The organism is Mesorhizobium sp. M1406 (assembly GCF_040317555.1).
Lineage (GTDB): Bacteria > Pseudomonadota > Alphaproteobacteria > Rhizobiales > Rhizobiaceae > Mesorhizobium.
On sequence record NZ_JAMYKW010000175.1, the window covers coordinates 1 to 838 of the forward strand.

At 69.9% G+C, this 838-nt stretch carries 1 protein-coding gene; it reads left to right on the forward strand.

The genetic code is table 11. The features are described from left to right. Positions 1–838 (forward strand): condensation domain-containing protein (locus NKH03_RS34810; protein ID WP_352973363.1); only part of this gene is annotated, 838 nt, incomplete at both ends.

Consider the following 838-nt stretch of genomic DNA (forward strand, 5'->3'; position numbering starts at 1 on the left):
AGGCGGCGCTTTCGGATCTGTGCCGTGAAGAGGCGCACACGCCGTTCGATCTGTCGCGCGGCCCGCTGATGCGCGCGCGTCTGATCCGGCTGGCGGATGAGGAGCACGTCTTCCTGCTGACCCAGCAGCACATCGTCTCCGACGGCTGGTCGATGGGCGTCTTGATGCGTGAACTGAACAGCCTGTACCGGGCGTTTGTGGCCGGGCAGGACGACCCGCTGCCACCGCTGGCGATCCAGTATCCGGATTATGCCGCCTGGCAACGGCAGTGGCTGTCGGGGGAACGGCTGCAGACCCAGGCGCAGTATTGGCGCAACGCCCTGTCCGGGGCTCCGGCCCGGCTTGCGCTGCCGACGGACCGGCCGCGGCCGGCCCAGCAGTCGTTCGCCGGGGCCGGTGTGCCGGTTGTCATCGACGCGGCTCTGACGCGCGGGCTCAAGCGGCTGGCCAGCCAGCATGGCACGACGGTGTTCATGACGGTGCTGGCGGCGTGGGCGGCGGTGCTGTCGCGCCTGTCGGGCCAGGACGACGTCGTGATCGGCGTGCCGAGCGCCAATCGCGGCCGGCGCGAGATCGAAGAGCTGATCGGCTTCTTCGTCAACACGCTGGCGCTGCGGGTCGACCTGTCGGGCGCGCCGAGCCTGGCGCAGCTTCTGGAGCGGACGCGGCGCACGGCGCTGGCCGCGCAGGAGCATCAGGACCTGCCGTTCGAGCAGGTCGTCGAGATCGTCAAGCCGCCGCGGGCCCTCGATCACACGCCGTTGTTCCAGGTGATGCTGGCCTGGCAGAACAACACCGTCGGGTCATTGGATCTGCCGGGGCTGCGCGTGGAGGCTGC